General features: G+C 44.6%; 21 protein-coding genes. 7 read left to right on the top strand and 14 right to left on the bottom strand.

Going from position 1 to position 20,121, the window contains the following annotated elements:
• Positions 1–166 precede the first annotated feature (166 nt).
• On the bottom strand, positions 167–1,075 hold the full coding sequence (locus KSZ58_RS16125; RefSeq protein WP_008818984.1) for a cation diffusion facilitator family transporter: 909 nt from the start codon (positions 1,073–1,075) through the stop codon (positions 167–169).
• Between the two features lie 252 nt (positions 1,076–1,327).
• On the opposite strand from KSZ58_RS16125, the gene KSZ58_RS16120 reads away from it, so the two are divergent.
• Positions 1,328–3,259 carry an NAD(+) synthase gene (locus tag KSZ58_RS16120; protein WP_008818985.1) on the top strand — a complete coding sequence of 644 codons (1,932 nt, stop codon included), beginning with the start codon at positions 1,328–1,330 and terminating at the stop codon, positions 3,257–3,259.
• 129 nt (positions 3,260–3,388) lie between these two features.
• Here KSZ58_RS16120 and KSZ58_RS16115 read toward each other — a convergent pair whose 3' ends face one another.
• The 4 genes from KSZ58_RS16115 to KSZ58_RS16100 all read right to left on the bottom strand — a co-directional run bounded on the left by KSZ58_RS16115 (position 3,389) and on the right by KSZ58_RS16100 (position 9,175).
• Positions 3,389–5,611, bottom strand: a complete 2,223-nt coding sequence (locus KSZ58_RS16115; protein ID WP_008818986.1) for a GGDEF domain-containing protein — start codon at positions 5,609–5,611, stop codon at positions 3,389–3,391.
• A gap of 477 nt (positions 5,612–6,088) precedes the next feature.
• Positions 6,089–7,828, bottom strand: coding sequence for a carbohydrate-binding domain-containing protein (locus KSZ58_RS16110; RefSeq protein ID WP_009269422.1), 1,740 nt, complete (start codon positions 7,826–7,828; stop codon positions 6,089–6,091).
• Positions 7,818–8,489 carry a DUF4956 domain-containing protein gene (locus KSZ58_RS16105; protein ID WP_008818988.1) on the bottom strand — a complete coding sequence of 224 codons (672 nt, stop codon included), beginning with the start codon at positions 8,487–8,489 and terminating at the stop codon, positions 7,818–7,820. Before KSZ58_RS16105 ends, KSZ58_RS16110 begins: the two co-directional genes overlap by 11 nt.
• Positions 8,471–9,175 (bottom strand): polyphosphate polymerase domain-containing protein, encoded by a 705-nt coding sequence (locus KSZ58_RS16100; RefSeq protein WP_009269423.1) that lies wholly within the window; start codon positions 9,173–9,175, stop codon positions 8,471–8,473. Before KSZ58_RS16100 ends, KSZ58_RS16105 begins: the two co-directional genes overlap by 19 nt.
• A gap of 134 nt (positions 9,176–9,309) precedes the next feature.
• On the opposite strand from KSZ58_RS16100, the gene KSZ58_RS16095 reads away from it, so the two are divergent.
• Complete coding sequence (locus KSZ58_RS16095) at positions 9,310–10,422, top strand: 4-hydroxybutyrate dehydrogenase (protein ID WP_009269424.1); 1,113 nt, start codon at positions 9,310–9,312, stop codon at positions 10,420–10,422.
• 482 nt (positions 10,423–10,904) lie between these two features.
• Here KSZ58_RS16095 and KSZ58_RS16090 read toward each other — a convergent pair whose 3' ends face one another.
• Entirely contained in the window at positions 10,905–11,504 is a 600-nt protein-coding gene (locus KSZ58_RS16090) for an HdeD family acid-resistance protein (RefSeq protein WP_009269425.1), read from the bottom strand.
• Positions 11,501–11,776: a hypothetical protein gene (locus tag KSZ58_RS16085; protein WP_008818992.1), complete on the bottom strand. Its 276-nt coding sequence runs from the start codon at positions 11,774–11,776 to the stop codon at positions 11,501–11,503. The genes KSZ58_RS16090 and KSZ58_RS16085 overlap by 4 nt, the downstream gene beginning before the upstream one ends.
• A 285-nt stretch (positions 11,777–12,061) precedes the next feature.
• Between KSZ58_RS16085 and KSZ58_RS16080 the strand changes: the two genes are divergently transcribed.
• Together KSZ58_RS16080 and KSZ58_RS16075 are read left to right on the top strand one after the other, a co-directional pair.
• A complete protein-coding gene (locus KSZ58_RS16080) occupies positions 12,062–12,778 on the top strand; it encodes a NifB/NifX family molybdenum-iron cluster-binding protein (RefSeq protein ID WP_008818993.1) in 717 nt (238 codons plus the stop codon).
• A gap of 438 nt (positions 12,779–13,216) precedes the next feature.
• Positions 13,217–13,381, top strand: a complete 165-nt coding sequence (locus KSZ58_RS16075) for a hypothetical protein (RefSeq protein WP_162232147.1) — start codon at positions 13,217–13,219, stop codon at positions 13,379–13,381.
• A gap of 59 nt (positions 13,382–13,440) precedes the next feature.
• Here the strand turns inward: KSZ58_RS16075 and KSZ58_RS16070 are convergent, their stop codons facing one another.
• The 4 genes from KSZ58_RS16070 to KSZ58_RS16055 all read right to left on the bottom strand — a co-directional run bounded on the left by KSZ58_RS16070 (position 13,441) and on the right by KSZ58_RS16055 (position 15,253).
• Positions 13,441–13,647 (bottom strand): heavy-metal-associated domain-containing protein, encoded by a 207-nt coding sequence (locus tag KSZ58_RS16070; protein ID WP_009269427.1) that lies wholly within the window; start codon positions 13,645–13,647, stop codon positions 13,441–13,443.
• A gap of 41 nt (positions 13,648–13,688) precedes the next feature.
• Positions 13,689–14,246, bottom strand: a complete 558-nt coding sequence (locus tag KSZ58_RS16065; RefSeq protein WP_009269428.1) for a hypothetical protein — start codon at positions 14,244–14,246, stop codon at positions 13,689–13,691.
• Entirely contained in the window at positions 14,243–14,425 is a 183-nt protein-coding gene (locus KSZ58_RS16060) for a 4Fe-4S binding protein (protein WP_040014021.1), read from the bottom strand. The genes KSZ58_RS16065 and KSZ58_RS16060 overlap by 4 nt, the downstream gene beginning before the upstream one ends.
• 63 nt (positions 14,426–14,488) lie before the next feature.
• Entirely contained in the window at positions 14,489–15,253 is a 765-nt protein-coding gene (locus KSZ58_RS16055; protein ID WP_009269429.1) for a 4Fe-4S binding protein, read from the bottom strand.
• 348 nt (positions 15,254–15,601) lie between these two features.
• Between KSZ58_RS16055 and trxA the strand changes: the two genes are divergently transcribed.
• Positions 15,602–15,910, top strand: a complete 309-nt coding sequence (gene trxA / locus KSZ58_RS16050) for a thioredoxin (protein WP_009269430.1) — start codon at positions 15,602–15,604, stop codon at positions 15,908–15,910.
• A gap of 764 nt (positions 15,911–16,674) precedes the next feature.
• On the opposite strand, the gene KSZ58_RS16045 is transcribed toward trxA, so the two are convergent.
• From KSZ58_RS16045 to KSZ58_RS16035, 3 genes are all read right to left on the bottom strand, one after another.
• Positions 16,675–17,187: a pyridoxamine 5'-phosphate oxidase family protein gene (locus KSZ58_RS16045; RefSeq protein WP_224727260.1), complete on the bottom strand. Its 513-nt coding sequence runs from the start codon at positions 17,185–17,187 to the stop codon at positions 16,675–16,677.
• 44 nt (positions 17,188–17,231) lie between these two features.
• On the bottom strand, positions 17,232–17,894 hold the full coding sequence (locus tag KSZ58_RS16040; RefSeq protein WP_009269432.1) for a DUF5680 domain-containing protein: 663 nt from the start codon (positions 17,892–17,894) through the stop codon (positions 17,232–17,234).
• Positions 17,895–18,344: 450 nt separating this feature from the next.
• The gene (locus tag KSZ58_RS16035; protein WP_002608378.1) at positions 18,345–19,127 is read right to left on the bottom strand and encodes a PHP domain-containing protein; all 783 of its coding nucleotides are present in this window, start codon (positions 19,125–19,127) and stop codon (positions 18,345–18,347) included.
• Positions 19,128–19,322: 195 nt separating this feature from the next.
• Between KSZ58_RS16035 and KSZ58_RS16030 the strand changes: the two genes are divergently transcribed.
• Positions 19,323–19,643 (top strand): DUF6442 family protein, encoded by a 321-nt coding sequence (locus tag KSZ58_RS16030; RefSeq protein WP_009269433.1) that lies wholly within the window; start codon positions 19,323–19,325, stop codon positions 19,641–19,643.
• Entirely contained in the window at positions 19,640–19,855 is a 216-nt protein-coding gene (locus KSZ58_RS16025; RefSeq protein WP_035303272.1) for a helix-turn-helix transcriptional regulator, read from the top strand. Before KSZ58_RS16030 ends, KSZ58_RS16025 begins: the two co-directional genes overlap by 4 nt.
• The last annotated feature ends 266 nt before the right edge of the window (positions 19,856–20,121 follow it).

The following is a 20,121-nucleotide window of genomic DNA, read 5'->3' as shown; positions in this document are numbered from 1 at the left end:
TGTCTTTTGAAAAAGGAAGTCCTTGTGTACAGGGGCTTCCTTTTCTGACGATAGTATACTGTTCACCTTTAGAATAAGCTAAAGTGATGGACTTTCAGGCTGTCCTGCACTTGACCTTTCTGCGAGGATGCTGTAAGCCGTTTTTCAAATTACATATACCTGAGAATCAGCCTGCCGCTTCTTTGATATCCGGTGTGATTTCCACATAGACATCATCATAAATATCCTGCAGGGAGCTGCTCAGCTGCTTCTGTATAGCCGCAAGCTGCGTCACATTGATCATATTGGTATCGTTGCGGATGTATATTTCCACCCAAAGCTTTCGTCCGGTCTGTATGATATTATAAAAGGTTGGTTCATAGGAATACCGTTCGAATTCATGATCCGCCAGCCTTCGAATCCGCTGTGTTACATCCTCCTCAGGCGCAAACAGAATCAGACTGCGAAATGCATCCTTCATCATACGCCATGGCTGCGGCAGCATGATCATCGCAATGACGATGGCGATAATCTGATCCACATAGGGAGACAGCCATGCAAGCGAGGTATCGGCCAACAGGCCGGCACACAGAAACGCAGCGGCAACACCGATGCTGCTGCACACATCAATTTTCCAGCCCAGCAGCTCCGCTTTTATCAAAGGAGAATCGACACGGCGATTCATCACCAGTAAGGCGATGAGTATGACAGCGGACAGCACTGCCAGAAACAGCTCAAACCAGCCAATCATTCCCTGATCCACATGATTACCGCCATTAACGATCATCTGTACATTACCAACGATCAATCCAATAGTTACAGCTGCCAGAAAACCTCCCTTCATCAACAAAAAGAAGGACTCCAGCTGGGAGTAGCCATATGGCTTGCGCTCCGAATACGGGCGGTACAGCAGCGGTACAAGAAAGACCATCAGCGCAAGGACAACAGCCTCCGCACCGTCATAGATACTGTCCATCAGCACCGCCTGAGAATTTGTATAGATTGCCATCATGACCTCGATTACGGAAAACAGAATTCCCGCAGCGACCGTCACATGCAGAAGACGCTGTTCATAATTCATTTTTTCTTTATTCATTGTTTATTCAGCCTCACTTTTCCATAAAGAAATACCCTTCTCTATTGAAACGGGCCCGGCTGTATATATTGTTTGGATGTACGCTTTTTTCTTTTGTCCGAATGGACAAGCATAGTTTCACAATCCTTTCCTGTTTCCATTGTATCGCTTTTTGTACTGCATTACAAGGTATGCATTCACCTTCCATATATGAATTTATTGTATTTTGCTTACTTTTTGCTTATACTAAACAGGAAAGTGAGGTCAGATATTATGGAAAATTACGGATACTTTCATGTTGCGTGTATTACGCCTGCTGTTCAGATTGCGGATGTGGAGACCAATCGAAAGACCATGCAGAGACTGCTGCATACCCTGCGCCCCGATATACGGCTTGCGGTGTTTCCTGAATTGTCGCTGTGTGCTTACACCTGTCAGGATCTGCTGTATCAAAATCTGTTGCTGGATGATTGTCTGGCAGCCTTGAAAGCACTGCGGGATGAGAATGAAAGTGAAGCCATCCTTGCAGTCGGTCTTCCCCTTCGACAGGGGAATCATCTGTTTAACTGTGCAGCGTTTCTATATAAGCATGATATTCTCGGCATCGTTCCCAAAACCTATGTCCCGAATTATAATGAATTTTATGAGAAGCGGTGGTTTTCAGACAGTGAGCAGCGCATGCTGGATACGATCAGTCTGTTTGGAAAGTCTGTACCCTTCACACCGAATCTTTTGATTCATGATGAAACAAGCGGCGCTGTAATTGCCGCCGAGGTGTGCGAGGACCTCTGGGTGCCTATTCCCCCATCTACCAGACATGCCGGGCATGGAGCCAATGTAATCGTCAATCTGTCTGCCAGTAATGAAACAGTCGGAAAAAGCGAATACCGCAAGGCGATAATCACAACGCACAGCGCCAAAAACATGTGCGGCTATGTCTATACCTCGGCAGGTGTCAGTGAAAGTACAAGCGATCTGGTATTCAGCGGACATGACATCATCGCAGATAACGGCACCATCATTTCAGAATCCGAAATACTGGAAGAGGAACACATTCTCTATGGGGAAATCGACCTGGAAAAATGCCGCAGTGAGCGGCTGAAATTTCATACAGCGATGCAGATTCAGGACAGCTGCACCTATACAGAGGTTACGATACGAACTGCCCCGATCACGCAGCCGCTGCAGCTGATGCGTGACATCTCTCCTTATCCGTTTGTACCAGGAGAGGAAGCACAGCGCAGCAAACGCTGTATGCAGATTTTGCATATGCAGGCTGCCGGACTTGCACAGCGATTGAAGAAAATCAATTGTACACAGCTGATTATCGGTATATCCGGAGGTCTGGATTCCACGCTGGCGCTGCTCGTAGCACATATGGCGTTTGAAAGGCTCGGTCTCAACAGCAAGGGTATCCTTGCAGTAACCATGCCGGGATTTGGCACCACAAGGCGAACACGCGGCAATTCCCATAAGCTGATGGCTGCCCTGCATACAAGTGTGAAAGAAATTTCCATACATGATGCATGCGAGCAGCATTTCCACGATATCGGGCATGACCCGAAACAACTGGACATCACCTATGAGAATACACAGGCAAGAGAAAGAACGCAGATTCTGATGGATTTAGCCAATACATACAACGGCATTGTCTTGGGTACCGGTGATCTGAGCGAGCTTGCTCTGGGATGGTGTACCTATAACGGAGATCATATGTCCATGTATGGTGTCAATGCATCCATTCCCAAAACACTGGTACGCCATCTCGTAAAAACATATGCACAGGAAATGCGAAAAACAGAGAAAACAGATATCGCGGATGTATTGGATGATATTTGTGCGACACCGGTTTCGCCGGAGCTTCTGCCACCGAAGGCAGATGATGAAATCGCACAGATAACGGAGGATGCCATCGGCTCCTATGCATATCACGACTTTTTCCTCTACCACATGCTGAGAAATCACTATGCCCCTGCCAAGATACTAAAGCTTGCAGTGCTCGCCTTTCCACAGGAAGAACGTAAGGTTATCCTTGATACCATGCGGATATTCTACCGTCGCTTCTTTACACAGCAATTCAAGCGAAACGCAATGCCGGACGGCGTTAAGGTAGGTTCCATCTGTCTTTCCCCGCGCGGTGACTGGCGCATGCCGAGTGATGCCAGTGCAGCGGCGTGGATCAGGCAGGTGAATGACCTGCAATAGACCCCGTATTATCAGATATTTGCAATTCGCAGTGATATGGTATTTAAAAAAATGCCATACCATAAAAAGGTTCAAAGCAATCCATTCACGGACAGCCTTGAACCTTTTTCACAATCCTGCTGTAACACATCATCTATCTGCATTCTGCCTGCATATATAGGCCTCGAAATCCTCCACACACAGTGGCTTGGAATAATAATAGCCCTGAATTTCATCACAGCCATGCTCCTTTAGGAACACAACCTCATCCGCCTCTTCAATTCCTTCTGCCACACTGTGAATACCAAGCGTCTTCGCAAGACTCAAAACGCCGCCGACAATATCTCTGGCACGCTGCGTATTGCCGTGGTTAGTCTGAAAGAACACCTGATCCAGCTTGATGGTATCGATGGGGATATCCTTCAGCATATTCAATGAGGAATAGCCGCTTCCAAAATCATCCATGGAAATACGGAACCCATAGGAACGCAGCTCCTGAATAATGGCGAACAGCTCCAAGCTGCGGTCAAAAATCACACTTTCCGTTATTTCTATTTCCAGCTGCTTTGTGGAAACGCCGTTGCGCTCAACAATTTCGAGTACACGCCGGGCAAAGCCGGGGCGGAAGATATACATTCTGGAAACATTGATGGAAATACGCAGCGAGGGATACGTTTGCTCCCACTTCTTTAAGAGCTGACAGACTTCATCCATCATATACATGTCCAGCTGTTCCAGAAAACCGTTTTTTTCAAACAGCGGGATAAAGGCCATCGGCGGAATCATGCCGAATATCGGAGAATCCCAGCGCACCAGTGCCTCCGCACTGTGGACAATATCATCACGCAGTGTAACCTTCGGCTGCAGAAAGACCTTAAATTCCTTATGCTGCAATGCCTGCTCCATCTGCCCCTCCAGCCGCTTCTGATACAGCATCGTATCGTACATCTTTTCACTGAAGAAGGTACAGCGCTGTTTCTTTTCTGCCTTGCCAAGCATCTTTGCATGCATACAGCGGTCATGACATGGAGAGAACTCACGATCCGTATTCTGGAGCAGATATACACCGGCATAAAAATCAGCCTTAAACTGTTCGCGCTGCTTTCGCATATCCTCCTGAACCGCTTCCATCAAAGCAGCATAACGACTCGCAATGCTATCCGTATCACGCATTTCCCACAAGACGATAAAACGGTCTGCGGAAATCCGTGCACAACGCTCATCCGCACTGCAGTTTTCCTCACACAGCCGCATGGTGGTAATCAGCAGCTGATCCCCGCCCTGATAGCCATACAATTCATTTAACAGCTTGAAGTCACTGACATCAAACTCAATCAGTGCATAGCTGTCGGCCTGCCCTTTATCCAGCAGCATCTGAACGTCCATGCGAAATTTATTGTAATTATAATGGGAAGTCAGATCGTCATAGAATACCACCTTGTCAATTTTCTTCTCATTGCGCACCCTTGACATATACAGATAGCATATGATGCCGCTGAGAACCAGAGCTACCAGAAACCAGGTAGCCGCCGCTATGACAATGACATTATTGATCTGACTGGTCACAACGCTCACCGGAACAACGGAAAACACATACCAGTTGTTATAGCCCAGCGGTTCATAGGCGAGATAGCGGTCTTCATTGTTCATCGACTTGAATTTTACAATACCGCTTTCCTGTTTTTTCAGCTTCTCCGTACCGAAATCATCGTAAAAGCTCAGCTGCTTGAGATTGTGTACGGCCCTGCTGGCGGTTTCACTGTTCGAATTAAGGACGATATTTCCTTCCTCATCCCAGATGGAGCTGAAGCCCTTGCCGTCATAAATTTCCATCAGCAGCTTATCTGCCACATCCTTTGTCCTGCTTGCCGCAAACAATACATTGCGGATACTGCCATCCTCTGCGCGAACCGGTGTGGCAAACACATTGAGATCATACCCCCCGATTTTATCATGCAGGGTATTGGAGAAGGAGGATTTCCCCTTCAGGGCTTCTTTGAAATATTCCCGGTCTCCCACATAAAACTGCATTCCGTCCGTTGTCAGACAGTTTCCCTTTTCATCGGTAATGCCGTAACGCATAAATTCACTGTTTGCACTGGCACTCATCAGTGCCTGAAGCAGCTTTTCCGTATCGGTGGTATGCTCATTCTGGAGCATATAGGATATGTTCTCCAAGGTTGACATATGATCATGAATCCGTATTTCAATCGCGGTTGTAGTAGAAGCGGAGATTTCCTGAACATTATGCTTCAGATCTGTAATCAGACTGTTCCGAATGCGATCGATATAAAATCCTGCAATACAGGCAAAAAACAGAAGACTGAGTGCTGCAAGAACAATCGCCTGTTTAATGGATCCGTGTTTTTTCATATTCAGCTTCCTCCCTTCTACTAAGTTTATGTATATTATATTTTTATGAAGAGTATAAATTCCCTTTTTTTGTTACATTCTTATTATAAAGTCATTTTCCGGCATATACAACTGAAATTTGTCCATCTGATGAAAGGAAATCTCATTTTTTATCAAAACTGGTAAATCTTGTCTTTTACAGACAGGTAGCACATGAAAAAAGGTGACTGTATTCCTTTTTGATTCTTCTTCGCTAACAGGGACTGTAACATAAAAGAAGAACTATCGTTCCTAACATTCTTAGAAACGATACTCCTTCCTGTTTTGTTATACTTATATCCTAATCAGATGAATCTCTGTTTGAGCAGCTCTTTTTTCATAGTAAATGAATACAAGCTCTCTTCAGAACAGCTCAGCGCTGTTATTTACAGACTTATAAGCTATACATAGGATTAACTATCTGTACTTATGCAATACGATGCGTTCTTCGCTTGTTATTTATGGATGCCTACCGTCTCCCTGCGGCCCCTGCAGCATACCTGCATTTCCATACGTGGACACCACATCATTCAGCGTCATGGATGCCAGCAACGTACCGCTCTTTGCGTTTGTAAAGACACCATTTTTCACGGAGGATGCACTGCCGCCTACATAGATATCATAGGTACTCCCTTTCTTCAATGTCCCCGTACTGATGACCACATTCTGCCATGCCTTCACCGAAGACACACCCAGTATGATTTCGCCATCTTCATCCTGCACATACAAAATCGTTTCCGCAGGTTGTGTACTGTCTGTACGAATCATAAGAGAGGGCTGTGTACTGGAGGTCGAAGGAGCCATCGCCATATCACTGCTTCCCACTGCAACCAGCGTTCCCCCGTTCATCGCAAAGCTGCCATCATAATCCAGTGCCCCGTTGCCGCCGCTTTCAGGCCCCATGACAATCAGGGTACCATCATTCATCACAATATCCTGATTGCTGTCCACCCCATCTCCATCAGCGTCTACATAAATGGTTCCTCCGTCTATGGTAAGCAATGGATTCCCCAAATCACCGGCCGCATTGATGCCGTCATCACTCGCTTTTATCTGAAGTGCTCCACCCTTGATTTGAATGGTATTCGCCTCCATTCCTTCATAGGACTGTTTGACCTGTATTGTGCCATTGTGAATCGTCAGCGTATCATCCGCGTGCACACCGTCATCATCACTTGACAGGGTATAGGTACCGCCTTTGATATCCATACTTCCATTGGCATGCAGGGCATCATCATGAGAGCTGATGGTATAGCTTCCCTTATACAGTACCATATTCTTAGCGGCCTTGATTCCCTTCTGGCTCTTTTGGACTGCTTCATCATGATCATCAAATTCTCCCCAAGGCTGTAATGCGGAGCCGGTGCCAACCTTATTAACGCATCCCCCGCCGCTGGTAACCGTAAAGACCCCGTCGTAAATCGTAAGATCTCCGGCACTCTGTAAACCGTCCTGCTGTGCTTCAATAGCAAAGGTTCCCTGATCAATGCACAGATTTCCCTGTTCCTTTTCATTGGTTGTCACAATGCCGTCTCCCTGAGCCTGCACCATGTAACTGCCTTTATAAATAAGTAAAGCGTCCCTGGCCTTGATTCCATCGTTCTCTGCCGTGATGTTCAAATTTGTATCTACCAGCTTCAGCGTATCCTTGCACTGGATACCGTTTTTATAAGAAGCTGTGATGTTCAGTGTACCGCTGCCGTTGATCGTTAAATCATCCTTGGAAAACAATGCCGCACTTGGTTCTTCTTTTTCATCCACAGTATAGGAGGCTGTATCCTTCAGGGAGCTGGCAGTGCCCTTAGGCAGTGTGATGATGACCTTATCTGCCTGCTTCACATATATCGGTGCACTGTTTTTACTCCTGATATGAGCATTATCCAATACAATGCGAACAACGGCAGCCTTGGCATCCACGACAACAGAACCGTTCTTCAGTGTGCCGCTCAGCTGATACGTGCCGGCCTTTGTTATCTTCACATCACCGCTTTGCTCATCCAGTGAAATTTTTTGTGCATCATTGATTTCCGTATCGTAGTCCTCTGCCTCCAGAGAAAGAGTGCTGCTTTGCTTCACCGCAGAAGTATTTGTGTTCACGGCAAACGTGGTGTCCTCAGTATCCGAATCACTTTGACAGCCTGCCAATACAAGTGCTCCGGCCAGAAAGGCGGACATCCATGCGGCTTTTTTATAATTCATTCTGCATCGCCTGCCTTTTTGCTACAATTACATTCAGATTGCCATTGCGGCAGCGAATGTCATCTACCATATGCTTTTCCTGTTTTACTTCCTTCAACTCCACATGATAGGTCATTTCCAGCATGGCGCCAAGCTGTATCGTTTTTACGCGGACAAGCTCCGCACGTTTACAGTAGCTTTGCAGGATATCGTCAAATACCTCTGTATAATCCAGATCCTCGGGAATTACGATTTTCAGTTCCTTATACAGCTGCAGATTGTTCGGCTGCAAAAGAGTAAACAGCAGCCATGCACTCATACTGATAACAATCGTCATAAATGCCGCAAAGCTGACATAGCCCATGCCGATTGCCAGTCCGATTGCCATGGAGAAAAAGATGAACAGTATCTCCTTACTGCTGCCTGGAAGTGAGCGAAACCGAACAAGACTAAAGGCCCCGACAACGGCAATTCCGGTTCCCAGATTACCATTGACCATCATGATGACAAACTGCACAAGAGCGGGCAGCAGTGCCAGTGTGACAGTAAAGCTGTGAGAGCAATACCCAAGTCTTCGATAAAACCATGCAATGATCAGTCCCAGACCAAGTGCACTCATGCAGCACACCACGCCGTTTAGGATCGTCAGACCCTGTTCCAGATTTAAGATGCTTGTAAACATAACAGTTCTCCTTTTTCTTTTTTATAAAATACCTGTCCCACCTTGGAAAAGGATGTTGGGTACAGCCGCATATCCGAAAGTACGCTGCTCAGCCACAGCGGATAACTCCTTTCAGCCTTGATTTCCAGCAAAATCATATCTCTGTGAAACAACTCTTCATTGCTTTCGTGATCGTTTAAGGACAGATGGTCAAACCTGCTTCGAATATGGCTGTCCATCGTGATGCGCAGCTGCTGTTCCTGTTTTCCGACATAGGAAATACGATCATATGCCAGAAAGATTCTAGGCTGCACCTGATAATGGTACAGCGTATAGGATAGTTCCTTTTCAATCTGACTGGCACTCAGATTGGGATTGTTCAGGAACCTGCGGCATTCACCATAGCTCAGCTGCATTCTGCGCTTGCAGACTATCTGTGCATATTTGCGTTTGATTTCCAGATATATGGGTTCCTCTTCACTGCATACCGGTGTATAGCTGCGGATGCGCAGCTTCTCCTTAAAGGGCGGCTTTTCAATGGAACGGTGGATAAGATCAAACTGCTCCGTATCCAGATAAAGATTATATATGGTGCTTGCCGGATAAATGTCCTCTGTAATATATGGTTGGATGCGCATTACAAAGCTGCGGCACTGATCTGCATCCAGCAAATATTTTTTTTCAAATCTCTGTATAACCTGCTTCATAGATATCACCTCGGTCATAGTTTAGCAAAGGTGAACGGATATTTCATGATGGTGCCTTGAAAATTAAGTGAAGTTTTCAATGCTTTTTTTTAAGAAGCTGTTACAATAATAGCAAGAGAAAAAAGGAGAAGATTATGGACGTATTTCAACAAAAAACAAAGATTCTGCAATATGAAACGGTACAGGAGTTTCTGAGGGATTTCACCTTTCAAAAGAAGGATTACATTTTAGCAAGCCGCAGTATTTACGAAGCATTCTTTCGCGATTCCACCGGTAGGGCTTCTATCGCCTTTCACAGTGATTATGGTCAGGGAGAACCCGATGATCGCATGCTGGATGCGATGCTGAAAGATATGCGGGAAAAACAGCCTGAGCGTATTATTGCAATCGGCGGCGGCAGTGTGATTGACTGTGCCAAGCTGTTTGTATTGGAAGGAACTGCCAGTGCTGAGGATATGTTTCTGCACAGATGTACACCGGAAAAAAGCAGGGAGCTGATCGCCATACCGACAACCTGCGGCTCTGGCTCTGAGGTCAGTCGGATTTCCATCTGTGAGCTTACATCACTGCATACCAAGCTGGGACTGGCCGTCGATGCACTGTATCCGGATCAGGCAGTTCTGATTCCGGAGCTGCTGTCCAAGCTGCCGTTCTTCTATTTTGTAACAAGCGGCATTGACGCTTTGATTCATGCGAGTGAATCCTTTGTATCCCCTAAATCCAATGCCTATACCCGCATGTTCAGTGCGGAGGCTATTCGCCTGCTGCTACATGGGTTTCAAGTTATTGCAAAAGAGGGTGAAGATGCACGCATGCGACTGTTAGGGGATTTCATGCAGGCCAGCAACTTTGCGGGCATCGCATTTGGCAATACCGGTACAGGTGCAGTACATGCCCTCAGCTATCCGTTATCGGGAATCTACCATGTAACACACGGGGAAGCCAACTATCAGTTTTTCACAGCTGTATTCCAAACATATGAAGCACGGGAAAAATATAGTGTATATGATATAAAGAAACTGTTTTCAGAAGCTCTTTCCTGTTCCATGGAGGATGCCTTTACCTGTATGGAAACACTGTTTTCCACGCTTCTTGCACGAAAGCCGCTGCATGAATACGGTATGAAGGAAAGTGAAATCAAAGGATTCACAGACAGTGTAATCGAATCCCAGCAGCGCCTGCTTTCCAATAGTGCAATACCTCTTTCAAGAGATGAAATTCACTCTATTTACAAGGCTTTATTTTGATTGTGCTGGAACAGATGACAAAACTGCATATAAGCATTTGAAAAAACATTAAATAGATTCATCTGTGGAAGTCCGCATTGTCTGATAACAATCAGTTGACGAAATCACAAATGTCCGTTGAAGCAGTGCTGCTGCATCATGCAGATTGGAAAGATTTTAAAGCTGTGATCTTGACTCCCCCCTCTGCATTGGACATGATGCCTGTATCAATATTACAGAAAAGGTGGGAAATGATACGCTGCCTAGCACACAGCATATGCAAAGCTATCCACATTGCCGCCTATACGATAAACAAAAGGAATCAAGCTCATTTTTTACAATGTACTTGATTCCTTTCCTTTTTCGCCTGTTATATCCCTTGTTTAATTTTCAGCAAGTGGAAGTCACTGCGAATCATTTACTAATCTGATTTTATCCGTATCTGCATCTGTGTTAATAGGACCTAAAGCATGCAGTCATGCTTTATATGCGGCTGTCCCCATTCATTCCTGAGCATCCTCTATCTTCATATTTTTCATGGTAACCACTTCCACAAGCAATGTGATTCCACCCACAGCCAAGTAGCCTGCAAGTGCCGTATTCAGCATCACAATGGATATGAGCGGGATTATCAGAAAAACAGCAGCAGCAAGTATATTCATAACTCCGCTTGCTATCACCCAGCTGTAATCAAAGATACCAAAAAAATGCAGCTTATTGGCAAAGGTGATTTTATTCACACCAAAAATCATCAATAGAAATCCAAACATATAGGCAAAAACTGATACTGTGATTTCCACCGGTGAGAACAGCAGAAGCATACCGATCACCGTATTCAGCACAGCACCAATCAGCGTTCCCCCATCCCGTAAAAGAACCGGCATATAGTAATAATCCACCAGCTGATACATTCCCAGTGCAATTATCACAAGTGCGGCAGCCGTCTTTAATGCCTGGTGCATCGGTACTGCGGAATGCATACACAAAACTGCGCAAACCAGCATGCAAAGACTTACAACAGCACCAAGCAGCCTAACCGATTTCAGCTTGCGGTTCCAGTTCTCACTAAATACACGTGCAAAATCTCTGGATTGCTTCATCATTTACATGCATCCCGATTCCCGACATTCCCATGCAGTACGTGTCTGCACACACGCAAGCGCTCAAGCATTGGCATATCCTTCGGTATTGTCAGGACGGTTTTCTCTTTATCCTCCTGAATATCGGAAAGCTTTTCCTTGAGCTTATGCAGAGGCAGAGAATCCAGGCTCTTTTCCATCCTTTTCATATTGCGATAATCCTTCACAAAGGAAGCCCCGGCACATAGAGCAGCAACTCCACCAATGGTACAGATACATTTCCAACCCTTTTTCATTTGGCATTCCTCCTATCCTGTCTTCATTTTAACGCTGCCTTCCTTACGCTTCCATATACAGAATCCCGTATATGTCAAAATCGGCAGCACTAATTTCAGAAGCGGCATTGGCAGCTGCTTACAAAAATGCATAGAAATGCTGTGCGAATAACAGCAATGCTTTGACAGCTGCATCTGCCGATACGCTACAGCTATTTATACAAAATAACAACAGAGCTGATTTTCAGCATTATTATTGACATATGCAAATAATTGACGTATGATAACATAGAAGGAGCTGATAAAATGCCACGACCTTGCAAGAAAAAATGCGTGTCCTCCATACCGAGCTATACTGCTTTCATCCATACAGATGAGCCGATTCCCGCAAGTCATATCCAAATGAGTGTAGAGGAATATGAGACCATTCGTCTAATTGATTATCTGGGATGGAATCAGGAGGAATGTGCAAAGCAGATGCAGACCAGCAGAGGCAGCGTACAATCCCTGTATAATGAGGCAAGACGCAAGCTTTCCCGCTTTCTCATGGAAGGCAGTGCAATGGTGATAGCCGGCGGCAATTATCAGCTGAACCTTGCACAGAAACCAACAGGAGATGATAGTATGAAAATTGCAGTTACGTATGATAACGGACAGGTGTTCCAGCACTTTGGACACACACAGATGTTTAAGCTTTATGAGGTTACAAATCAGGAAGTCACAGCAACCAGACTCCTGGACACCAATGGTAACGGCCACAGTGCGCTGGTCACCCTGCTGAAAGCAAATCAGGTGGATACACTGATCTGCGGCGGTATCGGAGGCGGTGCGAAGAATGCACTTGCGGAAGCCGGTATCGAGCTGTATGGTGGCGCATGTGGTGATGCAGATGCACAGGTTACCTCCTTTCTGAACGGCAATCTGCAATACAATCCGAATATCCAGTGTTCTCACCACGGTGAGGGACATACCTGCGGAAGCCATGAGGGACGTGGACATTCCTGCGGTTCTTCTCATCTATAAACCATACGACAAATACACTCTCACAAAAGGACTGTGCATCGCAAAATGATGAAATTTCAGCTAACAGAAAACCATCAAATGCCAGCACAGTTTTTTTCTGCTCTGATGATGATTATGACTGTTCAACATCTGTCTGCGCCAGCTTGCTTCTGAAGTCAGGTATCCGCGCTTCTATATTCACCCATTGCATTTGGATTTTCTTCTCCATTCATACAGACATAAGGATGCCTGTAATTCGCAACAGCTGCAAGTAAGGCTTCCAAGCGACCGATATATCCATGCCCTAGAAACACTATAAGGATAATCCTATGCATCCTGCTTCTGCTCCTCTACCACATATATACCATACGTGCCTGGCCATAAAACAAAGGGTCAACATCCTGAAAAAGGCTGCAATCATAATATTATGTTCCAATAGAAGAAATGCTGCATCCTGTAATGAAATGGGGAGGTACCTGCTATTACATCTATTCGAAAAACGCAAGGAACCGTGAGCGTCGGTTTGATACGAGTATTGAAAACGACAGTGTCGCCACCGCTACTGCGAATTTCAAAACGCAGACGCACAAAAAAACGTCTTTGAAACAAGACGCTGTCTTCTAAATCATATGGAGGAACACGCAGTCAGCAGCCATTCAGACAACAGCTGCAGGCTGCACTCCTTACCCTTTTACATCATATCCGGTGTCTGTGATTGCCTGTATAATAGCGGCATCATTGATTTTCTGCGCATCATACTCCACATTGACAATACCGTCTTTTGCACTTGCCGAACAGGCGCTAACACCTTCCATGCCTTGCAGTGCCTTATTTACACGCTGTTCACAGTGCTGGCACATCATACCTTCAACCTGAAATGCTTTTTTCATAAACTCACTCCTATCATTACCGTTATCATAGCATACTTTTATCAGAATTTCCTTTTTTTTACTCTGCATACCATCTGTGTCATGGTACCCATTGGACAGTATACACACCATGTCCGGGGTTTATACACCAGCATGGTGAGGATGCCCAGCATCGTGCTTGTCAGCATCAGACTGTAAAAGCCGTATGCAAACTGCAGTATCCAGTCCTGTGCACCGGACTTTACAAACCATGGAATCCGCACAGTCCATAAAAGTGTGATGGAAGCGGATAGCGGCTTTCCCTGCAGAACAGCATAGCTCATATACAGCATACTGGCAAACATTGATAGAAAGAACAGCAGGAAACCATAGCGAAACCATCTGCTTCTCAGCCATCCAGGACAGGCTCGCTGTGCAGAAAACCGATTTCCCAGCCGCTGCATGAGCTGTCCTCGGCCGCAGTAATGATTACAGTAGCTCTTTTCTCCTTTTCCAACAGCCAGCAGCAGCGGTACCAGAAAACAAATGAGTCCCAGCCAGGCAAACAGAATATGAAACAAACCGAGAAACAAATACAGCAGGGATACAATCCATAAATAATCTGACCATTTCTTTTTCATGTATGCACCTCAATAACGCTTGCAGGACAGGCCTTACTGCAAAGACCGCAGCCTACACAGCGCACAGAATCAATGACTGCGTAACAGCCATGCGCAATGTGTATCGCCTGACGGGGACATGTGACAAGACAGGTTCCACAGGCAACACACTCTTTTTCTTCTACAAAAGCTTTTTTCAAAACAGCTCCTCCTTCTGCCTGTATTCAGTATACAGAAGAAGCCGCCGTTTTACCGTGACTTTGTCACAGAAACAAATCGTTACTCTTTCTAGTCACACAGGCCTTATGCAGCTTTCTAACAGAAACCGCCAGCAACAGCTTATTCAAGCTGCGGGCATGTACAGGACAAACAGCGATGCAGCGCATACAGGATATACAACGGTCTGTGTCTGTTTTTTCCGGATGCTTTATCGGGATCGCCTGTACAGGGCATTGTGCGGCGCACTGCCCACACTGCATACACGATTGATTTGCAGAAGGCTTCAACGGAACTCCGTTATAGGGCTTATACGGATGGTTTCCCGTTACTTGCAGCTCACATGCCGCATCCTTTTCCAAATGCTCCCGTATCTGACGGGCAAATACAGTAAGCTCCTGTGTATCCTGTGCATCTGGACGTCCGGCTCCATACTGATGCATGATGGAATGCTCGGCAACAGCCGCGATCGCGGCACGGCACACAAAGCCGCTTTCCTGTGCACATTCCTTCATCTCCAGCAGAGTATCCTCATAGGCACGGTTGCCATAGCTGCATACCAGAATAGCAGAAGCATGATTTCCCTGTATGACACGCAGTCGCTGCAATGCTGTTTGTGGTGCTCTTCCTCCATAGGAAGGCATAGCTATGATGCAGGTATCATCCTCTTTAAAATAAGGAAGACTTTTTGTTACCTGTGGATCACAAAGGTCGATACAGATACGTTGTTCTTCCTTCCATTCACGCTCCAGTATTTCAGCAATGCGCCTTGTTCCGCCGCAGGGACTGAATAGAATCGTATAAAATGCCATGATAAAATCTCCTCTCCTTTCAGGTATACAGATGCATTCGGAAGCAAGCCTTCACAATCTTGGTATAAGCATGCATACCTGAACCCTTTTGTATCTTTCTCCATTATAGAACGATGGACAGTGTGATTCAATACGCCCTGCCGTTTTTCCTTCACTGCCGGAAAAAGTCAATGCATAAAAAACCTGCCTCCTCAAAAACTGTTTTTCCCACCTTGTATGATTACACGCTTATCCTAGTACAGGAGCTGTAGGACAGGCTGTATATTTCAGGAATGTGATAAAGTCACTGAAGTTTTTGTTCGCCGGTAGTATGCTTTATGCGTAAGATAAAGCAAGGAGGTCATGATTATGACAATACATGTAACAAGCGAGAATTATGAAGAGGAAATACTGGACAGCACAGAGCCTGTCCTCATTGATTTCTATGCAGACTGGTGCGGTCCCTGTCAGATGCTGAAGCCGGTCATCGAACAGATCAGCGAGGAGGCGGAACATACGAAAATCGTGAAAATCAACATTGATGAAGAGCCTCAGCTGGCCGACATGTTTCAGGTTATGAGCATTCCCACACTAGTATATATGCAGAATGGCTCCATACAGGGAAGTGTCAGCGGCTATCACAGCCTGGGACAAATCAAATCCTGGATTGGGGAATAGCATGCTGTTCTTCAAACAACGCTGAAAGTAGAAGCAACTTCCAAGAAGGAAGGCATGGTGCTGAAGCATAGTGAAAAATGCAGGAGATCTAGCGTAACCTCTAACTCTTGATTGTTTGTACAACACAGTTTCTCTGCAAACATACTGCCATGGAGCAAGTATGATGAAAAAGCAGTACATGGATATGCATCACTTACCTTCAAAGCATAGCTGTCCGTGCTTCTACATTCGTGAAAAGATAGGGTATCATATTTCTTTCTTATAGTAAAAATACCTTCATCCTATCGCTACAAACGCGTATCAACTTCTTTACAGTGTAGGTTTTTATATTTTACACTTGACTTATAGTGAACTTTAAGTTGTATAGTAAAGGCGTATGAATCTTTATATCAATCATAAAGGAGGAGTTAGGATGAAGAAAGCACTAATTGCATATTTCAGCGCTGGTGGATCGAAATTACACTGGTATAGTCAATGTAATCAGGCATTCCAGACAAGCTCTATTACGGAGCTGCAGTTTTAATACGAGCCATTGAAACTGCACTTTCTCACAATCAGGTCATGCATTTGGCGGCTATGGCAGTTCTCTTATATAAGCCTCTGCATCAGGCTCTATATGAACATATACAAAAAACCGTAGAAAACAGATTACATCACAGTAACGTAATCCACAGTCTGCGTTTTTTTATCTGCAGGGCTTATGGCAGACATACAGATGATATCCGTATGCTCATATCCCAGTAACTATTACAAATCATATACGTTCAATCATCGTTCAGATAGACTTCTTCATGATACTGCTTTTCATGAAGATAGAGTCTTTCTATCATTGGCGATCCATTGATATAGCTCCATCTTTGAATGAACGTTGGCCTCACTACAAATAACCTTTCATTTGGAAGCTGGCTATAGGCTTCAAAGGACGATGGAAAGTGTTGTTGAAACAGTCTGCAAAAGTCCTCATGCTCGATAGGTCGTCCGATTTCCTCACAAATTCCTTCAAGCTGAATATTGGAGAAGCATAATGCAACATTTGGATTTCCCTTTATATCCTGATATTTACGCATCCCTTTATCCGTTTGAAAGTAAAGGCTTCCCTCCAGAATGACGAAACTCATTGTTCTAGCGGAAACCTTGTTGTTAAGAGAAGTCGCAAGTACCAGTTTGGCGTGGTCTCCGATTTGTTGAAATATCTCTGTGTATTTCTGCTGATATTTATTCTGCATAATTGCCTCCGTTTCCAACTGCGTGCAGTCACTGATTTTGATACAGATCATACCGGATCAGATTATTTAATATAATCAGCTTATCACGCCTTTCCCTATCGAATCACTCCGCCGTGAAAACAGCCCTCATATATTTTCTGCGTCTGATAAAATATGCTTTCATGACCTTGAAATAAACAGATGTCTCCTTCTACTTCTGAAATATAGGTATATTCTCCTTTTCTGTACATAGCAGGTCCCCTATAGGGTCTTTGCGTATCGACAAGCATAAGTGCCTCTTTCAAAAAATCACCATGAAAGGCTTCATGTAAAACTGTTCCGTAATAATTCATACTCCAGCAGGCCTGAGCATCCCTGTAAACCAGCTCCTGACCGGAAAAACAGGAAGCGCCAAAGAATGAGTCTCGGTATGTATATGGATTTCTGGAAAACATATAATCATGGGAGCCTTGTCTTGTCCCTTCTGTTTTATTTTTCCGCGCCGCATAGGTTGATCGCTTGGCAGTTACTAAAAATTCCGCAAGGGCTGTTGTGTGAACCTGATGTGAACTTTCACATATACAATCATCATCCTTAATCAAATGATCAATCGTTACTCCAAATAACCGAGACAAATCAATCAGATATTCCAAACTCGGCAGAATCGTTCCCTTCTCCCATTTTGTAATCGTTTGTCTGGAGACACCTAATCTATCAGCTAATTCTTCTTGTGTCATCATATTCTTTTTTCTATACTCTATCATTTTTAAATGAAACATGAACTCGCCTCCCTGATAGATCTATCATATCATGTCTTTTCCAGTTATCCTAGAAACTGTCGTTTACATTTTTGCTATACATGAGTACTCTGCATCTCTCCAGAATGCAATAACAAGGAATCGGATATGTTTAAAAAAAGAGCCGGCACTATACTGATTTTTGCCGCTCTCCTTATACCCTGCTTATGTTTGACCCAAACAACTACGGGATTCTTCAGCTAACACAGATTTCTCATGCTGATTCTTTTAACCGCATGAAATCGCCTGTTTTCATCATTTCCTACTATACCGCATTCGTACTATCATCCTGATAGGATGAGAATCGCATGCTTCCCTACCCAAAAAGTCAATCAATACGTATTCATGATTTGCTGCATGCGTGAACACTACACAAAGATACATCCCTTATGATATAAGAACGCATGTGTTACCTTCCATATCATAGCGGTCTTATTCCCACGCAATTTCAATCGGCTTTCCTTCCTGAAAGACTGTCAGCTTTGAAATATCATGCCGCCGCAGAAATTCCTTTCCCTCATCAAAATGGTAGGCATAGGCTTGCGCTTTGTGCGCATCCGAGCTCATGGTAAACATCCTTCCTCCCATCTGTATATACCAGTCCACCACGATTTCATATAAAGGCAGCTGTCCATACTGAAACATACTGCGGGTATTCAGCTCCAGGGCAATGCCACGCTTAATCATTTCCGGAAATATTTTCTCCATATACGGATGTGCAATGGTGAGAAATGTATCGGTATCAACATCCTGTATGCGACTGACATAATCGAAATGACTGAGAACATTGGCTGGAATACCACTGCGCAGCGCATCGAGCATCTGCTGGAAATAAGAACGCAGAATATAGATGATATCATGCTTTTTAGCTTCCTCATCCATATAATCAAAGATTCCGTTCTGATGTATACTGAGCAGGATAATATCAAATTGCTTGCATTGCAGCCAGGCCATAAGCCGTCCATGATGTTTTCTGAGCCAGCCGATTTCCACACCTTTCAGAAGTCGGATGTCTGTATTTTTCTGCAAATTCTCAAGATATAAAGAATAGCGGTCATAGTCCATCCAGCTATCCATGAAATGGTTGGCGGAATTTTCCAAATCCACGTGCTCGGTAGTCACAAAGCAGCCATCCGCATGCTTCAGATAGTCAGACAGCTCTGTTTGTGAATCAAAGGAAAAACTGGAATGGACATGCTGATCGTAATAGTTCATAGGTGCCTCCTTATTCATGTATATTCCTTATCGTAAAAACAACATGAATTCTCTATCTGCATTCTAGCAGAATTATTGCAGAAAAACAATGAAGATATAAAATACCAAGAAAACTTGTCATTCATATTGACAAGTACACTTGGTATGATATACTTAAGTTACCAAGTATACTTGGCAAGAAAGGCGGAATACCCTATGAATAAAGAAGAGATCCTCGCAAGGAGCAGAAATGAAAACAAAGGCATGGATATTATGGAGCTGCAAAGTCTTGAAAAAGCAAGCAGAATCGCAGCACAGGTCGGCATGCTGCTATGCTGCTTTGTCGCAGTCATGGAGGTCGCTGTAACCGGACAGGTCAGTATGGAAAGCTGGCTGATCTATTTCGGCATACTAAGCACACTGTTCCTTATAAAATACCGCCTCATGAAAAAACGGCATGAGCTATTTCTTTCCATTTTTTATACTGCACTGTTTCTCATGTTCCTCGTTCTGTTTCTGTGGAAGCTGTTATGCTGAAGGAAGAACTGATTCTACGCAACCGGCTGAAGCAGGCCCGTACCGCTATGCACCTATCCCAGACACAGCTGGCAGAGCTTGTCGGTGTTTCGCGCAACACCATCAGCTCCATTGAGACAGGCCAGTTCAATCCGACCGCCAAGCTTGCTCTCATCCTGTGTATTGCCCTCGAGCAGAAATTTGAAGACCTGTTTTATTTCGATGAAGCATGATATTGTTTATATTTTTTTAAAAGCAAGGTGACAGAAGCTTTTCCACAGTATTTCGTGTCGAGGTTCTACTCGATGGTAGGCAAACTTAAAACAGGGAGACTTCCATACTATTGAAGTTATCAATAGAAGAAAGTCTTCCTTTCGCATACACCCTAAAGTGAGAAAGAACCCGTGTTGAAACGTTTTTTTTATAGTGATTTTAATTATATAAAGCAACACGTATTTTGTAGGATAAAGCAGCATGCATTGACCTATTAGGTAAACGA

The sequence above is a fragment of the Erysipelatoclostridium sp. DFI.2.3 genome (assembly GCF_019132535.1).
Classification (GTDB): Bacteria; Bacillota_I; Bacilli_A; order Erysipelotrichales; family Erysipelotrichaceae; genus Clostridium_AQ; species Clostridium_AQ innocuum.
The sequence above is the reverse complement of the archived record's forward strand: the minus strand, read 5'-3'. Positions and strand labels throughout refer to the sequence as shown.